10 protein-coding genes are annotated in these 14,912 nt (G+C 54.9%); all 10 read left to right on the forward strand.

Annotation, left to right across the window (positions count from 1 at the left end; all coding sequences use genetic code 11):
* Window positions 1–136 precede the first annotated feature (136 nt).
* Entirely contained in the window at window positions 137–3,661 is a 3,525-nt protein-coding gene (gene mfd, locus KJS42_RS21835; RefSeq protein ID WP_193418848.1) for a transcription-repair coupling factor, read from the forward strand.
* Complete coding sequence (locus tag KJS42_RS21840; RefSeq protein ID WP_213624120.1) at window positions 3,648–4,793, forward strand: peptidylprolyl isomerase; 1,146 nt, start codon at window positions 3,648–3,650, stop codon at window positions 4,791–4,793. Before mfd ends, KJS42_RS21840 begins: the two co-directional genes overlap by 14 nt.
* A gap of 306 nt (window positions 4,794–5,099) precedes the next feature.
* On the forward strand, window positions 5,100–5,642 hold the full coding sequence (spoVT, locus tag KJS42_RS21845; protein ID WP_155608073.1) for a stage V sporulation protein T: 543 nt from the start codon (window positions 5,100–5,102) through the stop codon (window positions 5,640–5,642).
* Between the two features lie 191 nt (window positions 5,643–5,833).
* On the forward strand, window positions 5,834–7,498 hold the full coding sequence (locus KJS42_RS21850) for a putative polysaccharide biosynthesis protein (protein ID WP_213624121.1): 1,665 nt from the start codon (window positions 5,834–5,836) through the stop codon (window positions 7,496–7,498).
* Window positions 7,499–7,670: 172 nt separating this feature from the next.
* Entirely contained in the window at window positions 7,671–9,167 is a 1,497-nt protein-coding gene (gene yabN, locus KJS42_RS21855) for a bifunctional methyltransferase/pyrophosphohydrolase YabN (RefSeq protein ID WP_213624122.1), read from the forward strand.
* 184 nt (window positions 9,168–9,351) lie between these two features.
* Window positions 9,352–9,624, forward strand: a complete 273-nt coding sequence (locus tag KJS42_RS21860; RefSeq protein WP_068784357.1) for an HU family DNA-binding protein — start codon at window positions 9,352–9,354, stop codon at window positions 9,622–9,624.
* A complete protein-coding gene (locus KJS42_RS21865) occupies window positions 9,624–9,905 on the forward strand; it encodes an RNA-binding S4 domain-containing protein (protein ID WP_059040394.1) in 282 nt (93 codons plus the stop codon). Before KJS42_RS21860 ends, KJS42_RS21865 begins: the two co-directional genes overlap by 1 nt.
* Before the next feature lie 497 nt (window positions 9,906–10,402).
* Window positions 10,403–11,461, forward strand: coding sequence for a [FeFe] hydrogenase H-cluster radical SAM maturase HydE (gene hydE, locus KJS42_RS21870; RefSeq protein WP_213624123.1), 1,059 nt, complete (start codon window positions 10,403–10,405; stop codon window positions 11,459–11,461).
* Window positions 11,462–11,555: 94 nt separating this feature from the next.
* Entirely contained in the window at window positions 11,556–12,548 is a 993-nt protein-coding gene (locus KJS42_RS21875; RefSeq protein ID WP_155608077.1) for a 2-oxoacid:acceptor oxidoreductase family protein, read from the forward strand.
* Between the two features lie 59 nt (window positions 12,549–12,607).
* Complete coding sequence (locus KJS42_RS21880; protein ID WP_213624124.1) at window positions 12,608–14,899, forward strand: thiamine pyrophosphate-dependent enzyme; 2,292 nt, start codon at window positions 12,608–12,610, stop codon at window positions 14,897–14,899.
* Window positions 14,900–14,912 lie beyond the last annotated feature (13 nt).

Here is a 14,912-nt window from a genome sequence, read left to right on the forward strand (position 1 = left end):
ACAAATTCACCGGAATGCACGGTTATAGAGCCTTGGCACGTTTGCTGAGGCTCCTTTTTGGTTCGGGTAAGGAGGACTTACCCTTTTCGTCTAGACATCCATTTTCTATCCATCAGCAGTAAGAGAGGTGCCTCATTTGCTACAAGCACTTATTCAAGCTTTTTCACGCGATACCGATTTTGCATCGACGGTAGCGGGCGTGAACTCGGGCATGAAGGAGCAGCTCATCTCCGGCTTGTCGGGTTCGTCCAGACAAGTGATGCTGGCCGCGTTGCATCAAGATACGGACCGGCCGCTGCTCGTCGTGACCCACAATATGTTTGCCGCACAGAAAATATATGAAGATTTACAGGAAGCGCTATCACCGGATCAGGTGCTGTTGTATCCGGCGAATGAATTGGTTGCCGCCGAATCGGCCGTATCCAGTCCGGAAACGCTGGCACAACGGATCGAGGTGCTGCTGCAATGTTCTCGGGGATTCCGGGGCGTCGTGGTGGTGCCTTATTCCGGCATTCGCCGCTTTATCCCAACGCCGGAGGCTATGGCCGGAGCGGGACTGACGGTGAAGCTTGGGGGCACGCTAGAGCTGGAGCATTTCCTCACCCAAATGGTCGAGCTGGGTTACGAGCGGGTCGAGCGGGTGGAATCCCGCGGCGAGATGAGCCTGCGCGGAGGAATCATCGACTTTTATCCGCTGACCGCTTCCACGGCTTACCGGGTGGAGTTGTTTGACGACGAAGTCGATTCGATTCGGACCTTTGATCCAGCCGATCAGCGGTCCGTGGACCAGATCAAAGAAGTGTTCATCCCGCCTTGCAAGGAGCTGATCGCTTCTAAGGAACGGCTGGAGCAGGCAGCGCAGGCCGTGTCCGAGAAGCTGGAGATTCAGCTGGACAAGATGACCGATCGTCAGGCCAAAAACCGGCTGCGCGAAGAGCTGTTCAAAGAAATGGAAATGCTGCGCGAGCATGTTTATTTTTCAGAAATCTATAAATATATTTCCTTGATTTATCCGGAGAGAAAAACGCTATACGACTACATGCCGAAGGATACGTTGCTTCTGCTCGACGAACCGGCGAGGCTCTTGGAGACAGCCAAGCAACTCGAACGCGATGAAGCGGAGTGGAATTTGCACCTGTTCCAGAACGGGAAGAGTCTTCCCGATCTGCCGCTGGCGGTGGACGTGGATCATCTGATCTACCACCGTCCGTTCCAGACGTTGTTTATGTCGTTGTTCTTGCGCCAAGTGCCGCATTCTCAACCGCAGAACATCGTGAACTTCGTAACGCGGGCGATGCAGGATTTTCATGGGCAAATGAACGTCCTGAAGGCGGAGATGGAGCGTTGGAAAAAAAGCGGCGCCCACGTCATCATGCTGGCCAGCACGGAGGAACGCATGGATCGCATGCGGCGGGTGCTGCAGGATTACGGGATTGATGAGCCATCGTTGTTGCAGGGCAACCTGCAGTCCGGTTTTGAACTGCCGTCCGCACATCTTGTCGTCATTACGGAAGGCGAGATGTTCTCCCAGAAACAACGTAAAGCGCGCCGTGTCGGCAAGAGTATGGACAATGCCGAACGGATCAAGAGCTATACCGAGCTGAAGGTCGGCGATTACGTCGTCCACCAGAATCACGGGATCGGTAAATACATGGGGATCGGAACGCTGGAAGTTGGCGGGATCCACAAGGATTATATGCATATCCTATATGCCGGCGGGGATAAGCTGTCGGTGCCGATCGAACAGATTGACATGATTCAGAAATACGTCGGTTCCGAGGATAAGGAGCCGAAGATTTACAAGCTGGGCGGCAACGAATGGACCCGCGTGAAAAACAAGGTCCGTTCCTCGGTACAAGACATTGCCGACGATTTGATCAAGCTGTACGCCGAACGGCAAGCCGCGCCGGGGTATGCCTTCGAGAAGGACACTCCCGAGCAGCAGGAATTCGAGGGGATGTTCCCGTACGAGGAAACCCCGGATCAGCTGCGGGCGATCGAGGAGATCAAGAAGGATATGGAGCAGAGCCGTCCGATGGACCGTCTGCTCTGCGGCGACGTAGGTTATGGCAAAACGGAAGTCGCGATCCGTGCGGCCTTCAAGTCGGCAATTGAGGGCAAGCAGGTTGCGGTGCTGGTGCCGACAACGATTTTGGCGCAGCAGCATTACGAGACATTCCGGGAGCGTTTTGCCGGATACCCGATTAACATTCAGACGTTAAGCCGTTTCCGCAGCCGCAAAGAGCAGAACGAAACGATCAAAGGCGTTCGCCAAGGGACAGTGGACGTCGTCATCGGGACCCACCGGATTCTGTCGCAGGATCTGGTCTTTAAGGATTTGGGCCTGTTGATCGTCGACGAAGAGCAGCGGTTCGGCGTGACGCATAAAGAGAAGCTGAAGAAGCTAAAAACGAACGTCGACGTGTTGACGTTAACAGCGACGCCAATTCCGCGGACCTTGCATATGTCGATGCTGGGCGTACGGGACCTGTCGGTCATTGAAACGCCGCCGGAAAATCGCTTCCCGGTGCAGACGTATGTCGTCGAACACAGCCAGTCGCTGGTGCGTGAAGCGATCGAACGGGAAATGGCGCGGGGAGGACAGATCTACTACCTGTATAATCGCGTTCAAGGCATTCAGGAAATGGCCTCGCAAATTTCCATGCTTGTACCTGATGCGCGGGTTGGGATCGGGCACGGCCAAATGTCGGAGCAGGAGCTGGAGAAGACCATTCTCGATTTCCTTGACGGCGAATACGACGTCTTGGTCAGCACCAGCATCATCGAGACCGGCGTGGACATTCCAAACGTCAACACGTTAATCGTTCACGATGCCGATAAAATGGGCTTGTCCCAGCTGTATCAGCTGCGCGGCCGTGTTGGTCGGTCCAACCGGATCGCCTACGCGTATTTCACGTATCAGCGCGACAAGTCCCTGACCGAGGTAGCCGAAAAGCGGCTGCAATCGATCAAGGAATTCACCGAGCTGGGTTCCGGCTTTAAGATCGCCATGCGCGACTTGGCCATCCGCGGCGCGGGGAATTTGCTTGGTGCGGAGCAACACGGCTTCATTGCTTCCGTCGGCTTCGATCTGTATTCGCAGATGTTGGCTGAGGAAATCCAGAAACGTAAAATCTCCATGCTTGGCGAGACCGTGCCAGCCGAAGCGACCTGGAATACGACGATCGATCTGGGTATCGACGCGTATTTGCCGTCGGATTACATTTACGATAGTATTCAGAAGATCGAAATTTACAAGAAAACCGCTTCCGCTTCCTCATTTGAGGACGTGTCCGAGCTGGAGGACGAGCTGCTGGACCGCTTCGGCGAACTGCCGGAGGCCGTGCAAAATCTCCTAGCCGTCGCCCGCGTCAAACTGTATGGTAAGCAATATGGCATCGAATCGATGACGCTGCGGGGGGAAGAAGTGACGATCAAGTTCTACGAAGGACGGGAAAAGGTCGTTGTTCCGAACAAGCTCGCGGAAGTTGGCAATCTATTCGGAAGACGTGTACAATTTAGTCAAGGATCCGTGATGCTTATCCGGATAAAAACCAAGGGAATGGACGACAAAGAGTTGATGGGCTTGCTGGAGCAGTTTCTCGGAGCCCTGAAGGATGCGTTCAAAGCGAAAGGGGAACTACAGGATGTTTCAAAGTAAAAGGCGCTCATGGAGAATGCTGCTGATTGCTCTCGTAGCGGTATTGGCTCTCTCCGTCATGGCAGGATGCGGTAAGAAAGAAGCAAGCTCGGGAGGGAAAGATACGAGTAAGGTTATCGCTACGTACGAAGGCGGCGAAATCACGGAGAACGAATTTGACCGCGAGCAGCGGATCGTGTTAGCGCTCCAGCCACAAATGGAACAATTCATGCAAATGGAGGATTTCCGTCAGTATTTGATCAAGCAGGAAATCGCCTATGAATACCTCGAAACCAAAGCCGACGACAAGACCAAGGAAGCCGGCAAGAAAAAGGCTGAAGAGCAGTTCGATCAGATGAAGAAATCGAACGGCGAAGACAACTTCAAACAAATGCTGGACGCTCAGAAGATTACCGAAGCCGATTTCAAGAACTACATGGTACGGATCTATACCGTGATGGAAGGCGAACGGCAGAAGATCACCGAAGACGACGTGAAAAAGGAGTTTGAAGCGACGAAACAGGATTATACGACGGCATCGGTTCGTCATATCCTGATCAACTTCACCGATCCGGACGGCAAAGAGCGCACTTCCGAGGATACGCTGAAGCTGGCGAAGGAAGTCAAATCGAAACTGGACAAGGGTGAGGACTTCGCAGCCTTGGCCAAACAGTATTCCGAAGACCCAGGCTCCAAGGACAACGGCGGTTTGTACGAAAATGTGGAGGTCAGCAATTGGGTTGAAGCCTTTAAGCAAGCGGCCTTGACTCAACCACTTAACCAAATCGGCGAACCGGTGGAGACCGAATACGGTTACCACATTATTCGCGTGGAAGCTCGGACCGAGAAGAAATACGAGGATTTGACCCAAGAACAGAAGGACATGATCCAAACGACACTCGCTTCGAATAAATTGGACGAGTTCATGTCGGGCGATCTGGAGAAGAAGATCATCAAGAAGATCGAATTGCCTAAAGTGGAAACCAGCACCGGTGAAAACGGCACGAATGCAGGAACCAATGCGGGCAATGGAACGAATGCAGGGACCGACGCCGGTAAAAATGCCGGTACCGAGGGTTCCGGCAACGCCGGAACGAGCGGCAATGGCGCTACCAACGACGCTGGCACCAACGGCGGCAATACGAGCAAATAAGCAAGACAAGGAAGCAACGCGGAGGAAATCGCGTTGCTTTTTTGTGCGGGCTTTTTTACCTATACACGGACCTTCGTTTAAAATCATGGTTCATTATGATGAATAAGGTGTTCGCCCGGGATGAATACTATGGTCATAATCACAGAACAAGCCATCCCTGTCCCCACCTTCGGCCGCTCGTTTTGGCGAAGCTTATGGCGCATACATCTGTGTAAGCTGCAGATTACGTATAAAGTCCGATTAGGTGAAGCTTAAAGTAATTCAGCCGTAGTTTAAAACTTCTATGAAAGCGGGGCATCAAGTGAAATGAAAGCTACTGGTATTGTACGCCGTATCGATGATCTGGGCCGTGTTGTTATTCCTAAGGAAATTCGCCGCACCTTGCGGATTCGGGAGGGAGATCCCCTCGAAATTTTTGTGGACCGGGATGGAGAAGTGATTCTGAAGAAATACTCGCCGATCGGCGAATTGGGCGATTTTGCGAAGGAGTATGCGGAGTCGTTGTATGAGAGCACCGGTCATATTACCTTGATTTCGGATCGGGACACGATCATTGCCGTTGCAGGAGCTTCCAAGAAGGAATACCTGGAGAAGCAAATCAGCATGCTGCTGGAGGGCAGCATGGACGGGCGGAAGATCATCATGGAGACCGAATCGGGGTCTTATGAGATGATTAAGGATCATCCGGAAAACATCTCCTCGTTCGTGATCGCACCGATTATTGCCGGCGGGGACCCGATCGGGACGGTGGTTCTGGTCAACAAGGATGATGCGGTCAAAATGTCCGATTTGGAATCGAAAATGTCCGAGACCGCAGCTGGTTTTCTGGCGAAACAGATGGAGCAATAGAACCATAAATATCAATTATGGCGCATGGAGGAACTTACACACACCCGCTGTTTGGGGCGGACTTGATCCGTTCGAAGCTTACGAGGGATGTGTAAGTTTTTTGCGTTTCGCCCGGGGAGAAATGGCGGCAACCCCCCGTTTCGTCTTATAATGGAACCTGTTAGCTTATTGATGAAGCAAAGTAGGTTGCCATGATGGAAACGAAGGAAAATCTGCCCTCGAAGCTGCTGAGGGGAGCGGCCATATTGAGCGGGGCAGCTTTGATCACCAAGTTGCTGGGGATGCTGCAGAAGATCCCGCTGCAAAATATCGGGGGAGACGGCGTATTTGGCATTTATAATACGGTATATCCTTTTTATACACTATTGATTACGCTCACGACATCCGGCTTTCAGGCAGCGATTGCCAAGTTCGTCGCGGAACGACAAGCCCCGGGGTTGGAAAGGGAGCAAGGTGAGGTACTGCGGATTGCGGCGGTCATGATGGCGGTTTTGGGGTTCGCTTTTGCGCTGTTGCTCTATTTCGGGGCGCCGATCCTGGCGCAGTTGATCGGCAGTCGCCTGCTTGTTCCGGCCTTTCGCGGGGCGGCGCCGGCGCTGCTGCTTGTCCCGGTGGCTGCGGCGCTGCGGGGGTATTTTCAAGGCCACCAGAATATGACGCCGACGGCGGCCTCCCAGGTGATCGAGCAGGCCGTCCGAGTAACGGTCATGATCGTGCTGCTGTTGGGGTTAAGCCGATGGGGAGCCGGAGAGCCGGAACTGGCCGGCGGGGCGCTTATCGGCTCCTCGGCCGGTGCGGCCGCCGGGTTGGCGGTCATGCTGCTGTATTGGCGGAGGGCTTCTACTCGCCCAGTAATGGGCTTGCGCAAAGACGCTCTATCGCCGAAACGGGACGGGGCGCTGTTAGTCGATGGGAGTCGGATGTCGTCGCGATTAGGGCATCGAAGAAAGCTTGTGTCCACGCTGTTAAAATATGCGCTTCCGATCAGCCTCGCTTCGCTGGCGGTTCCGCTGATTAGCCTGGTGGATACATTCACGTTGCCGCGGCTGCTCTCCGCCCACGGGGAGGAATTGCGAATCATGGCCCAGGTAGGCATCTACAACCGGGGTATCCCGTTGGTTCAGCTGGTCACGATGTTGGCGACATCGCTGTCGGTGTTGTTTATCCCGGCGATGGCTGAGCTGCAGATGAACGGGGACGCCGGGGCGATTCGGCGTCAGGTACAGGTGGCCTTGCGCTGGTTCTGGTTGATCGGCCTGGCGGCCTCACTGGGCTTGGCTCTGCTGGCTACGCCGATCAACGTGATGCTGTACGAGGATGCGGCGGGGTCGGCCACCTTGGCTTGGGTGGCCTGGACGGCTGCGCCCGGCGCGCTGGTCGCCGTTACGAGCGCCCTGTTGCAGGGCCTCGGCCACGTGCGCGCCCCGGCGCTGCACCTGCTCGCTGCGGCATTGCTCAAGACCGCGTTAAACGCGGTGCTCGTGCCGCAGCTTGGCATCACCGGCGCGGCGATCGCCGGCGTCGCCGCTTACGGCGCGGCAGCGGCGCTGAATACCGCGCTGCTGCTGCGCCGGGTCCAGCTGCGTCCGCGCCTGCGGGACGCGCTGCTGCGCCCGGCGGCGGCCGCCCTGGCGATGGCCGCCGCGGTGCTGGCGCTGCGCCTCGCCGCCGCCGAGCTGCCTGCAGGCCGCGGGGTAGCCGCGGCCGTGAGCCTGCTCGGCGTGCTGCTGGGCGCAGCCGTGTTCGCCGCAGCCGTGCTGCGCACGCGGCTGCTTAGCGCGGCAGAGCTGGGCGCCCTACCGCGGGTGGGCCCGAAGCTGCTGGCGCTGCTTCGGAAGCTGCGGCTGCTGCCGTAGCATGGCTTGGCAGCCGCCACGCTCGGCCCGGCCCGATGATTGGCTTCTCAATTTCTATTTCGACCCAGGCAGTGATATAGTAAGAGGTAGCTTTCAAAGGTCTTTCGGGTCCGCTAGCCTACAAGTGAGCGGATCGATCGGCAAGTAGAACGGACAGGGAGTGAGCAACACCATGAGCGCAACCATTACGGTGGTCGGCCTCGGCTCGGGGGATCCCGACCGGCTGACCTTGGGCAGCCTGAAGCGGCTGCAGGAGGCGGGAGAACGTTACGTCCGAACGAAGGATCATCCGGTCGTGGATTGGCTGGAGCAAACGGGCGTCGGCTTTGCTTCGTTCGATGAGGTTTATGAAGCGAAGGACGATTTTCCCTCTGTATACGAGGAGATTGTCACCCGGCTTTTAGCACGGGCCGAAGCAGGCGGAGATGGGGAGAAGATGATATATGCCGTCCCCGGACATCCGCTGGTCGCCGAAGCGACGGTCAAGCTGCTGCGGGAGCGCTGCCCAGAGAGGGGCATCCCACTCGACATTATTGGCGGAGAGAGCTTCTTGGACGAGGCGTTCGTTCGCCTTGGTTTTGATCCGATCGAGGGCTTTCTGCTGCTGGATGCCTCGGAGGTGGGCGGGGCGGCGATTGATCCTAGACGGCATACGTTGATCGGGCAAGTTTATGACCAGTTGACCGCTTCGGAAGTGAAGCTGGGGCTGATGGAGCTGCTGCCCGACGATTATCCGGTGGTCGTGGGACATGCCCTCGGCGTCGCAGATCAGGAGCGAATTGAGCGGGTGCCGCTATTTGAGTTAGACCGAATCGACGGCTACGGTAATCTGTCACTCGTTTACGTGCCTGCCAGCGAGGATGAATCCTTGCGCATCCGCAGCTTTCAGCGGCTTCATGAAATCGTGTCGATTCTGCGCAGCCCGGGGGGATGTCCGTGGGACCGCGAGCAGACGCATGAATCGATCCGCAAGAACCTCATCGAAGAAACCTACGAAGTGCTGGAGACGATCGACGACGACGATCCCGACCATATGCGTGAGGAGCTCGGCGATCTGCTGCTGCAAATCATGCTCCACTCCCAGATGGAGGAGGAGACCGGCGCTTTTACGGTGTATGACGTTATCCAGGAGCTGAATGAGAAGCTGATATACCGTCATCCGCACGTGTTCGGCAATTTGAGCGCGGAGGACGCCGAGGCGGCGCTGAACAACTGGGAAGCGATGAAAGTCGAGGAGAAGAAGCGCAAAGGTATCGAACCCGAACGCCAATCGGCGATCAGCGGGGTACCGCGGGATTTGCCGGCTTTGATGAAGGCGTACAAGCTCCAGAAAAAGGCGGCCAAGGCCGGTTTCGACTGGGAGGACATCGACGGCGTCTGGTCCAAGCTGGAGGAGGAAATCCACGAGCTGAAAGAGGCCATCGCGCAACAGCAAGATCCTGAGTCGCAAGAGCTGGAGCTGGGTGACGTGTTGTTTTCGGTCGTGAATGCCGCCCGTTACATCGGGGCCGACCCGGAGCAAGCCCTAACTCGAACAATTCGCAAATTCACATCGCGCTTCCATTACGTTGAGGAACGGCTTCGCGAACTGGGGAAACCCCCCGGCGACAGCACGTTAGCAGAAATGGACGTTTTATGGGTTGAGGCTAAGTCGAAAGAACGGGAATGATGGGAGAAAAGGCCTAAATTTCGGTTTTTTTGCGAAAAAAACAAAAAAAAAGTTCCAAGCAGTGCAGGATTTTTAAAATCAAGCAAGAATACTCATACAAAGATAACCATCTGGCCCTGGACAGGCCTAGTGCCTGTAGTGCCAAGGTATCACCTATTTCTTTTATTATTGGGAGGCATTATTAATGAACAAGACAGATCTGATCAACAACATTTCCAGCAAAAGCGGTTTGACAAAAAAAGACGTTGAATCCGTATTGAACGGTTTCCTCGGTGAAATTACCGATGCCCTTGCTGGCGGCGACAAAGTACAATTGATCGGCTTCGGTACGTTCGAAACTCGTAAACGCTCCGGTCGTACGGGCCGCAACCCGCAAACCGGCAAAACGATCGAAATCCCGGCTTCCAATGTTCCAGCATTCAAAGCGGGTAACAAACTTAAAGAAGCTGTAAAATAATGCGTCTTGATAAATTCCTGAAGGTATCGCGGTTAATTAAGCGGCGCACGGTGGCCAAGGACGTCTCCGAACAAGGCAGAGTCCTCATTAATGGGCGCGAATCCAAGCCGAGCAGTACCGTTAAAGTTGGCGACGAAATCACGGTTCAATTCGGCCAGAAGCTGGTGACCGTGCGCGTTGAACGACTTGTCGAAACGACTCGTAAGGATGAAGCTGCGACCATGTATACCTTAATCAAGGAAGAGCCGATCGCGAAGGATACCGGTCTGGACTGGTCCTGAAATAGCGAAGCTCAGAGCATGTTCCGTTAACTCGGGACATGCTTTTTTTATCTCCGACTAGGTTGTAAAAAATATCCTAGCTAAACTGTGAAATCGTGGTAATATATTAAATACACATTTACTAACGTTTTCGATTAAGCACACCTGCTTCTTAGAAAACACCTCTGATCAACCTCATGTCGAAATTCAACGACGCTGCAACCGTAGCACGCATCTACGAACCGAAATCACACCCATCGATCAAACAACAGTCGAACTAACGATCCTATTCATTGTACGGAACAAAGTATGAAGCAACAAACGAACCCAACGACATGCCCATTTCTTCGCTCAGACTGCAGCTTTATCCTGAAACCGGGGTGATCTTATTCGCGAACATTAATTAAAACGCTTACAAAGTGAAAATATTCACAATTACTTCATTCATCATTTTTCATGACAGCCATAGGGTATACAAAGGTCCATAATCCAGTTTATCCAAAAGGGATGATCGACTGATGAAACAGCTTGTGCACAAGCTCTATGCCCGGAGAGAGCTCTCCAAGGATGAGCTCGTCTATTTGCTGGGGCATATGGATGTCGAAACCCGCGGGGAGCTCTTCCGATTTGCTCGTCTGAGACGGGAAGAGGCTTACGGGAACAAGGTGTACATGCGCGGCTTGATCGAATTTTCGAGCTACTGCCGGCAGAACTGCTTGTATTGCGGGTTGCGGGCCGGCAATCGCGACGCTGAGCGTTACCGGCTCAGTCCCGAGGAAATACTCGAATGCTGCCGGGAAGGGTATGGGCTGGGTTTCCGCACATTTGTGCTCCAAAGCGGCGAGGACCCCTGGTATACGGCCGATCTGCTGGCTGCCTTAATCCGGGAGATCAAATCGGAGTTTCCGGATGCGGCTATCACCTTGTCGATTGGCGAACGGGAGGAGGAAACCTACCGTTTGCTGTATGAAGCGGGGGCGGATCGCTTTTTGATGCGTCACGAAACCGCTTCCCGAAGGCTATATCAATTTCTGCATCCATCCATGTCTTTTGATCACCGGCGCAAGTGCCTAGAGACGCTACAGTCGATCGGTTATCAGGTGGGTGCAGGGTTCATGGTCGGGCTGCCCGGCCAAACCGCGGAGGATTTAGCGGAGGACATGAATTATCTGAAGACGTTAAATCCGGATATGATCGGCATCGGGCCGTTTATTCCTCATGATCGGACCCCGCTTGGTGAGGCGAAAGCTGGATCTTTGGAGGATACGCTGATCATGGTGGCCCTAACTCGCCTATTCATTCCCAATGCTTTAATTCCCGCAACGACCGCACTCGGCACGTTAAACCCCGAAGGCAGAGAATTGGCGCTGAAGGTTGGGGCTAATGTGGTCATGCCTAACCTGTCCCCTGTCTTCGTTCGCCAGAAATATGCCCTGTACAACAACAAAATCTGTACGGGAGACGAATCTGCGCAATGCAGGCACTGCCTTGAGCTCCGGATTGGAGCCGCGGGATTCTCCGTAGATATGGGAAGGGGGGACAGCCTGAAGGCGGCAGGTACGCGCCGCCATGCATAATATGCGCATTTGTGGGCGGATTGACCGAACAAGAGATTTCTTTCGCTATTATTCGTGAAATATTTCACAACTAAACGTAGAGGAGACATGGCGAATGAGCATATTGACCAAAACGAACGAGCTTGGATTTTTTGAAATTCGGCTGGAATCCATCGGTGGGCTCGGAGCTAACCTGGCTGGGAAGATGCTGGCGGAATCCGGGGTACTGGGACTCGGCTTAAACGGGGCAAACTTCTCGTCTTATGGTTCGGAGAAGAAAGGTTCTCCCGTGAAGAGCTTCGTCCGTTTATGTGAACCGGATGTAGAGATTCACGATCACAGCCCGATTGAGGAGCCGGACGTAATCGGTGTCTTCCACGAAGCGTTGCATAAGACAGTGAATGTCTTAAGCGGCCTGAAACCGGACGGGATTGTGTTGGTAAACTCGACCCGTGATTTCGAGGAGATTCGGCGTGACCTGAAGTTCCCTTATGGGACGTTGGCTGTTGTCGACGCAATGGGCATCGCTATTGACGAGCATACGAAGGTGAACACCTCGATGCTGGGGGCGTTGTTCCGGATTTGCGATTTTCTCGACCCGGATTCCATGCGCGAAGTGATCCGACATACGTTCCAGAAAAAATATCCGCACCTGGTGGAGCCCAATCTGCGTACGTTCGACCGGGGCTATCAAGAGGTGCGTTTCCAGACGATCGCGCCGCCCGAAGGGGCGACGGGAATGCGCTTCGAGCGGCCGCAGCCGTTGCTCGGCTACGAGACGCAAGCGCCTGGCGGCGTGATTCGCGCGCAGGGTAACAGCCTATTGAAGGATTTGAGCGGTTCTAGACAGGGCTTTCTGCCGGAACTGAACCTGGAGAGCTGCATTCATTGCGCCAACTGTGACACGGTTTGCCCGGATCTGTGCTTCGTATGGGAATCCGGGGAGGACAAGAAGGGGCGGCCGCAGATGTTTTTGCGCGGGATTGATTATCAGTACTGCAAAGGCTGTTTGAAATGCGTGGAGATCTGTCCGACGGGTTCGCTTAGCGTGCGCCGTGAGGAAGCCGGGTATGCCGAAGACCACCGCGTGCCGCATGTATTCCAATAGAGGTAGTTGAAACCTTTATTAAAAGAACTCGCAGAAGAGCCTAAAGGAGGACTTTATCGATGTCTATAACCGAAGAGAAAGTCACAAAAATAATGCTGGCAGAACAAACGACAGCCTTCGAATCGGGCAATGAGGCGGCGGCGATGGCGGCGGCTCAGATCAATTACCATGTGATGGGGTATTTTCCGATTACGCCTTCCACGGAGATCGCGCAGATTCTGGATCAGAAGAAGGCGCAAGGCTTGCATGACATCAAACTGATTGCGGCGGACGGGGAGCATGGGTCGGCGGGGATCTGTTACGGGGCGGCGCTCAGCGGAGCCCGGGTTGTCAATGCTACCAGTGCCAACGGGTTCATGTACATGATCGAACAGCTGCCGGTGCAGTCCGGGACACGGTTCCCGATGGTGTTGAACTTGGTCACGCGCGCGATCAGCGGTCCGCTCGATATTCGCGGCGACCACTCCGATTTGTATTACGCGCTGAATACCGGTTGGCTGATTCTGACGGCGAGTACGCCGCAAGCCGCGTACGACATGAACATTATGGCGCTGAAATGGTCAGAGCATCCGGAGGTGCGGCTGCCCGTGATCGTTGCCTATGACGGGTTCTTTACGTCCCATCAGAAACGGAGACTGAGTTATTTCAAAGATGCTAAAGCGGTCCGGGCCTTTGTGGGCGAAACGCCGCCGACCGGCTTCGATACCGTGGCTGACCCGTCGCAGCCGATAACGGTCGGCGCGCATATGAATGGCGATGACCTGCTGAATAATCACTACCAGTTGCACCTAGCACATGAGCGAGCCGGCGAAGTGTATCAACAAATCGCCGCTGAATATAAGGCCCTTTCGGGGCGCGAATACACCGTGCTCGATTTGTATCGGATGGAGGATGCGGAGGTCGCCTTGTTCCTGTTGAATTCCGCGGCGGAAACGGCCAAAACGATCGTTGATAAGCTGCGGGCGCAGGGAGTTAAGGCGGGGATCATCCGGCCGAACGTCATCCGACCCTTCCCGGCGGAGGAAATCCGGAATGCATTGCGCGGTGTAAAAGCGCTGTTAGTAGGAGAACGCGCCGATTCCTACGGTGGCAAAGGCGGCAATATGACGCATGAGATCCGCTCCGCGCTGAAGCTGGATCCGGCGAACCCAACGATCGTCTTATCCCGCGTGTTTGGGCTGGGGGGCAAAGACTTCTATCCAGACGAAGCCGAAGCGTTCTTTGATTTGGCTATCGAGGCGATGAACCAAGGCAAGGCTGCAGTGCCTTTCGATTACTTCGGACAGGTGCCCGGCGATCCGATCCACGAGCTTAGACCGCTGTTGACCCCGCAGCACGGGGATGCCTTTAACAGCGGGTTGATTCAGGTGACGCCGGATGAGGCGACCGGCAAGCTGAAGGTGAAGCTGCCGCCGCTTCGCAGCCTGACGGCGAAGCCGAAGCGTCTGGCTCCAGGCCACGGTGCTTGTCCGGGCTGCAGCGCGATTTCTTCGCTGGAGCTATTTTACAAAGGCATTGAAGGGGATGTCGTCACGTTATTCCAAACCGGATGCTCGTACGTCGTTACGGCCGGGTACCCTTACACCTCGCATAAGCAAACGTTCATCCACAACCTATTCCAGAACGGAGCCGCGACCGTAGCTGGAGTCGTCGAGGCGTTCTGGGAGCGGAAGCGGCGCGGCGAGATCGACGTCTCGGACAACGTCACCTTCATCATGGTGACCGGCGACGGCGGGATGGATATCGGGATGGGGCCGGCGATCGGTTCGGCGCTGCGGAACCATAAGATGATCATTTTGGAATACGACAATGAAGGGTATATGAATACCGGCTCCCAGCTTTCCTACTCCACGCCGCTGGGCCATCAGACCAGCACGTCCGGCGTAGGCAAGACGCAGAAAGGGAAAGCGTTCCACCACAAGGATACGCCGCAGATCATGGCAGCGACGAACATTCCTTACGTGTTCACCGGGGCGGAAGCCTTCCCGCAGGACTTGATCACGAAGGCAGCCAAGGCACAGTGGTATGCGCAACATGAAGGCTTAGTGTACGGGAAGGTGCTTAGCACTTGTCCGTTGAACTGGCGGTCTGAGGATCAACTCGGCACGAAAATCCTCAAGACGGCGGTAGATTCCTGCTTTTTCCCGCTCTATGAAATTGAGCATGGCGTCACGAATATCACCTACAATCCGGAAGCGAAGAACAATCGGATTTCGCCGCAGGAATGGCTGAAGCTGATGGGCAAGACGAAGCACATGCTGAAGGAAGAGGAACTGCTGGAAGCGTTCGAGGAGGAAGTCAATCGGCGCTGGGATCGGCTGAAACTGAAGCACGAAAGTCCGCTGCTCTAGGAAGTACTGCCGG

The organism is Paenibacillus sp. J53TS2, from assembly GCF_018403305.1.
Taxonomy (GTDB): Bacteria; Bacillota; Bacilli; order Paenibacillales; family Paenibacillaceae; genus Fontibacillus; species Fontibacillus rhizolycopersici.

What these genes read in the sequence shown, in the direction of transcription:
- KJS42_RS21860 (WP_068784357.1), top strand. Translation starts at nt 9,352, where the DNA reads ATGAACAAGACAGATCTGATCAACAACATTTCCAGCAAAAGCGGTTTG.
- hydE (WP_213624123.1), top strand. Translation starts at nt 10,403, where the DNA reads ATGAAACAGCTTGTGCACAAGCTCTATGCCCGGAGAGAGCTCTCCAAG.
- KJS42_RS21875 (WP_155608077.1), top strand. Translation starts at nt 11,556, where the DNA reads ATGAGCATATTGACCAAAACGAACGAGCTTGGATTTTTTGAAATTCGG.
- KJS42_RS21840 (WP_213624120.1), top strand. Translation starts at nt 3,648, where the DNA reads ATGTTTCAAAGTAAAAGGCGCTCATGGAGAATGCTGCTGATTGCTCTC.
- KJS42_RS21880 (WP_213624124.1), top strand. Translation starts at nt 12,608, where the DNA reads ATGTCTATAACCGAAGAGAAAGTCACAAAAATAATGCTGGCAGAACAA.
- KJS42_RS21865 (WP_059040394.1), top strand. Translation starts at nt 9,624, where the DNA reads ATGCGTCTTGATAAATTCCTGAAGGTATCGCGGTTAATTAAGCGGCGC.
- spoVT (WP_155608073.1), top strand. Translation starts at nt 5,100, where the DNA reads ATGAAAGCTACTGGTATTGTACGCCGTATCGATGATCTGGGCCGTGTT.
- KJS42_RS21850 (WP_213624121.1), top strand. Translation starts at nt 5,834, where the DNA reads ATGATGGAAACGAAGGAAAATCTGCCCTCGAAGCTGCTGAGGGGAGCG.
- yabN (WP_213624122.1), top strand. Translation starts at nt 7,671, where the DNA reads ATGAGCGCAACCATTACGGTGGTCGGCCTCGGCTCGGGGGATCCCGAC.